The following is a 4988-nucleotide window of genomic DNA, read 5'->3' on the forward strand; positions in this document are numbered from 1 at the left end:
TCGGGCTTCATGTCGAGCGTGTCGAAGTCGCGCAGCCACCGCTCCGGGGTGAGCAGCGGATAGTCGGTGCCGAACAGCACCTTGTCCTGCAGGTAGGAGTTCGCCGCCCGCACCAGCGCGGGCGGGAAGTACTTCGGCGACCAGCCCGACAGGTCGATGTACACGTTGGACTTGTGCGTCGCCATGGAGATCGACGCGTCCGCCCACGGCACCGACGGGTGCGCCAGGATCACCGTCAATGACGGGAAGTCCGCGGCCACGTCGTCGAGCAGCATCGGGTCAGACAGCCGCAGCTTGATGCCGCGGCCGCCCGGCAGGCCGGCGCCGATCCCGGTCTGCCCGGTGTGGAACAGCGCGGGGACGCCCAGCGTCTCGATCTCCGCCCACAGCGGGTAGTACGCCTGGTCGTCCGGCGAGAACCCCTGCAGCGACGGGTGGAACTTGAACCCCCGCACCCCGTGATCGCGCACCAGCGACCGCGCCTGCGACACCGCGACAGGGCCCCGCAGCGGGTCCACAGAACCGAACGGGATCAGCACATCCGGGTACGCGGCCGCCGAATCCGCGATCTCCTCCGACGACAGCGCCGGGTGCCCGGTCGCCGTGCCCGCGTCCACGGTGAACACGACGGCCGCCATCGACAGCGACCGGTACATCTCCGCGATCTGCGGCAGCGTCGGCGTCCGGTCGTGATCGGCCCGGAAGTACCTGGCGGAGGCGGCCATCAGCTCGTCGTCCAGCGAATAGTGGCCATGCCCGTCGGCCTCGATGTGGACGTGCACGTCGACGGCGGTCAGCGAATCGGTCAGCACCCATGGCATGGTACACGTCCAGCGCCGCATCGACTGTCACGGATACCGCGTGAGCAGGCAGTGTTGGGCGAGCAACCAAGACCGGGAACACCGAATCGTCCGCTTCTCCATTGCCTACGCCGTGCCCGCTATGCGAACCTCAGCGGTGTGAGCGCTGACGCCCATTCTGCCGACATGCCCGCGAGCAGGCCGGCAGTCGACATAGATCCGCTGTCCGGCCCGGTCAAGGCCGGTGACCTGCTCTGGACGCCGTCACCCGAGCGGGTCGCGAACGCCAACATCACCGCGTTCATCCGCTGGCTGAAGGAAACCAGGAACCTGGACTTCGCCGGCTATCGCGAGCTGTGGGACTGGTCGGTGACCGACACCGGCGCCTTCTGGCAGGCGGTCTGGGACTACAACGACATCGTCACCGAGACGCCGCCGGCTCAATCACTCGCCAAGAGCGAGATGCCCGGCGCCGAGTGGTTCCCCGGCGCCCGCCTGAACTACGCCCAGAACGTCCTGGCGAAAGAGCGAAAAGGCGAGGTCGCGCTCTACTACCACTCGGAGACCACGCCGGTCACCCCGCTGTCCTGGGACGAGCTCGCGAACAACGTCCGCGTGCTCGCCACCCAGCTGCGGAACCTCGGCGTCCAGCCCGGCGACCGCGTCGCCTCCACGCTGCCGAACATCCCCGAGGCCGTCACCGCGATGCTGGCCGTCACCAGCATCGGGGCGATCTGGACGTCCGTCTCCCCCGACTTCGGCTGGCGGGGCGTGCTGGACCGCTTCAAGCAGCTGCAGCCGAGGGTGCTGATCTGCACCGGCGGGTACCGGTACGGCGGCAAGGACTACGACCGCAGCGGCGAGCTCACCCAGATCATCAAGGAGCTCGGCTGCATCGAGCACGTCATCTACCTGCCGTTCCGCGACATCCCTGCGCCGGCGGACTACGCGCAGGACTGGCATGACCTGCTCGACCACCCCCCGGTCGAAGCGATTGACTTCACTTTTCACACGGGCCCGTTCGGAATGCCGCTGTGGATCTTGTTCTCCAGCGGCACCACCGGACTGCCGAAAGCGATCACCCACAGCCACGGGGGGATCCTCCTCGAGCAGCTGAAGCTGCAGCGGCTGAACATGGACCTCAAGCCGGGCGATGTGCTGTTCTTCTACACCACGACCGGCTGGATGATGTGGAACTTCCTGGTCAGCTCGCTGGCGCTGGGCGTCAAGCCGCTGCTGTACGACGGGAACCCCGGATACCCGGAGCCGGACGCGCTGTGGCGGATGGCCGCCGACGCGAAGGTGACGATGTTCGGCGGGTCGCCCGCGTACGCGGACATGCTCGCCAAGCGGGGCGTCGTGCCGAAGGACAAGTACGACCTCAGCCAGCTCAAAGGATGCATGCTGGCCGGCTCGCCGGTCTCGCCCGAGGTGTACGCGTGGTTCCTGCGCAACGTCAAGCGGGACCTGTGGCTGCACGTGGGCAGCGGCGGCACCGACATGTGCTGCGGGTTCACCGGCGGCTCCCCGACGCTGCCCGTCTACGCCGGTGAGCACCAGCACCGCAACCTCGGCGTCGCGGCGTACGCGTTCAACGACGACGGCGAGATCGTCGTGAACGAGGTCGGCGAGATGGTGATCACGAAGCCGATGCCGTCGATGCCGGTGAAGTTCTGGGGCGACGACGAGCAGATGACCCGGTACAAGGCCACCTACTTCGACACCTGGCCCGGCGTCTGGCGGCAGGGCGACTTCTTCAAGGTCAACGAGCGCGGCGGCTGCTTCGTGCTCGGGCGTTCGGACGCGACGCTGAACCGGTTCGGGGTGCGAATCGGCACCGCCGAGATCTACAACGTCCTCGAGGGCATCCCCGAGGTGGACGACGCGATCGTGGTCAACCTCGACCTGCCTGGCGGGCAGTTCTTCATGCCGATGTTCGTCATGCTGGCCGACGGCGTGACGCTGGACGACCGGATCGAGAATGAGATCAAGACGCGGCTGCGCCGCGAGTACACCCCGCGGCACATCCCCGACAAGATCATCCAGGTGCCCGCGATCCCCACGACGATAACCGGCAAGAAGCTCGAGGTGCCGGTCCGCAAGATCCTCCTGGGCACGCCCCCGGAGCAGGCCGCCAACACGAGCGCGATGGCCGACCCGTCGTCCCTCGACGCGTTCATCGACTACGCGCGCACCCAGCACGACTACACGATCCAGGCAGAACCGTGACCCAGGGGGTTCCGATGACGGAACAGCAAGGCTTCCCGCTCCCCTCGCAGATAGCCGACGTGCCCGGCGCGGAGAACTGGCGATCCATGTACCAGTACTTCACGCGCTTCCAGCCCGACGACGACAAGCGATTCTGGTTCTACAACTCGATGCACTTCCCCGAGCCCATACCGGCGTTCGACTCGGTCACCTCGGAGATCCCGTACCAGGCGATCGGCGCGAACACCGCGCGGCTGTTCGTGTTCCCGACGACGCTGGGCATCGAGCACCGGATCGTGAACGGCCGGGTCTACATCACCGCGAACCCGGTGCTCGATCCCGCGGAGATCGGGCGGCGCGCGGAGGTGTTCGGGCCGCGGGCCGGCTACTACTTCGAGCACTGGGACTCGCTGTACGAGGGCTGGAAGGAGCGGCTGCGCGGGCTGATCGCGGAGATCGAGGGCATCCAGGTCCCGCAGCTGCCTGAGTGGGAAGACGACGACGTGGTCTTCGAGTCGCGCGGCGTCGCCCAGAACCACTACCTGGTCGAGAACTTCAACAAGTGCCTGGCGCTGTATTCCAAGATGTGGCACCACCACACCGAGATGCTGATGCTCGGCTACGGCGCGTACGTGGTGTTCTTCCAGTTCTGCCAGCAGGCGTTCCCCGAGATCAGCGACCAGACGGTGGCGCGCATGGTGGCCGGGATCGACGTGATCATGTACCGGCCCGACGACGAGCTGAAGGCCCTGGCCCGGCTCGCGGTCGAACTCGGCGTCGACGACCTGTTCGTCGAGGGTGCCGTCGCGGCCGATGTGCTGGCCGCGCTGGAGACCCGCGGCGAGGCAGGCGCGAAGTGGCTGGACGAGTTCGCCAAGGCCCGTGACCCGTGGTTCCACGTCTCCTCAGGCGACGGCTTCTACCACCACCACCTGTCCTGGAACGACGACCTCACCGTGCCGTTCACCGCCCTGCCCGGGTACGTGGCCGCGGTCAAGGCCGGCGGCATCGCGCCGCGGCCGACCAAGCAGCTGATGGCCGAGCGGGAGCGGATCGCGACCGGGTACCGCGAGCTGCTGCCGACCGACGACGAGAAGGCCGCCTTCGACCAGATGCTCGGGCTGTGCCGGCTCGTGTTCCCGTTCGTCGAGGACCACAAGTTCTACTGCGAGCACTGGTTCACGACGCGGTTCTTCCAGAAGATCAAGGAGTTCGGCGCGCTGCTCGCCCGCGTCGGCGTCCTGACCGAAGCGGACGACGTGTTCCACCTGCACCACACCGAGATCGACCTGGCGCTCTCCGACCTCTCCCTCGCCTGGGCGGCCGGGTCGCCGCCGCTGGGCGCCGGGCACTTCCAGCCGATCATCGCCGAGCGCAAGCGGATGATCAAGGTGCTGAAAGACTGGTCACCGCCGGCGGCGCTCGGCCCGGTGCCCGAGGCGCTGAACGACCCGGCGGTCCGGATGCTCTGGGGCATCACCCAGGAGCGGATCGAGTCCTGGCTCAACCCCGATCCCGACGAGGTCGTCGGCGTGGCGGCGTCGTCCGGGGTCGTCGAGGGGATCGCGCGGGTGCTGCACGACGTGGCCGAGATCGGTTCGCTGCGCGAGGGCGAGATTCTCGTCGTCCCGGTGACCGCCCCGTCGTGGGCGCCGGTGTTCGCCAAGATCCAGGCGGCGGTCTCAGACATCGGCGGGTCCATGTCGCACGCGGCGATCGTCGCCCGCGAGTACGGCATGCCGGCGGTCGTCGGGTGCGGCGACGCGACCAAGCGGATCAGGACCGGCGACAGGGTCCGGGTGGACGGCGACCGGGGCACGGTGCGGGTGCTTTAGATGACGCCTGCTTCGTTGGTTGTACCGCTGGCGGACGCGTCGTCCGCGGCCGAGGCGGGCGGGAAGGGTGCCAGCCTGGGGTTCCTGGCCCGGGCTGGCGTCGCGGTCCCGCCCGGCTTCGTGGTGACGGCCGGCGCGTTCGCCG

General features: G+C 68.1%; 4 protein-coding genes. 3 read left to right on the plus strand and 1 reads right to left on the minus strand.

What is annotated here, in order from left to right:
• Positions 1–821, minus strand: an 821-nt coding sequence (locus WA805_RS05845) for an amidohydrolase family protein (protein ID WP_425241829.1), incomplete at its 3' end; no start/stop codon positions are given.
• Between the two features lie 138 nt (positions 822–959).
• On the opposite strand from WA805_RS05845, the gene WA805_RS05850 reads away from it, so the two are divergent.
• The 3 genes from WA805_RS05850 to WA805_RS05860 all read left to right on the plus strand — a co-directional run.
• Entirely contained in the window at positions 960–3029 is a 2070-nt protein-coding gene (locus WA805_RS05850; RefSeq protein WP_425241830.1) for an acetoacetate--CoA ligase, read from the plus strand.
• A 14-nt stretch (positions 3030–3043) separates the two neighbouring features.
• Positions 3044–4843, plus strand: a complete 1800-nt coding sequence (locus WA805_RS05855; protein WP_422284208.1) for a PEP-utilizing enzyme — start codon at positions 3044–3046, stop codon at positions 4841–4843.
• The coding region (locus WA805_RS05860; protein WP_425241831.1) for a PEP/pyruvate-binding domain-containing protein at positions 4844–4988 on the plus strand (145 nt) is incomplete at its 3' end.

This window comes from Trebonia sp. (genome assembly GCF_049794275.1).
Classification (GTDB): Bacteria; Actinomycetota; Actinomycetes; order Streptosporangiales; family Streptosporangiaceae; genus Trebonia.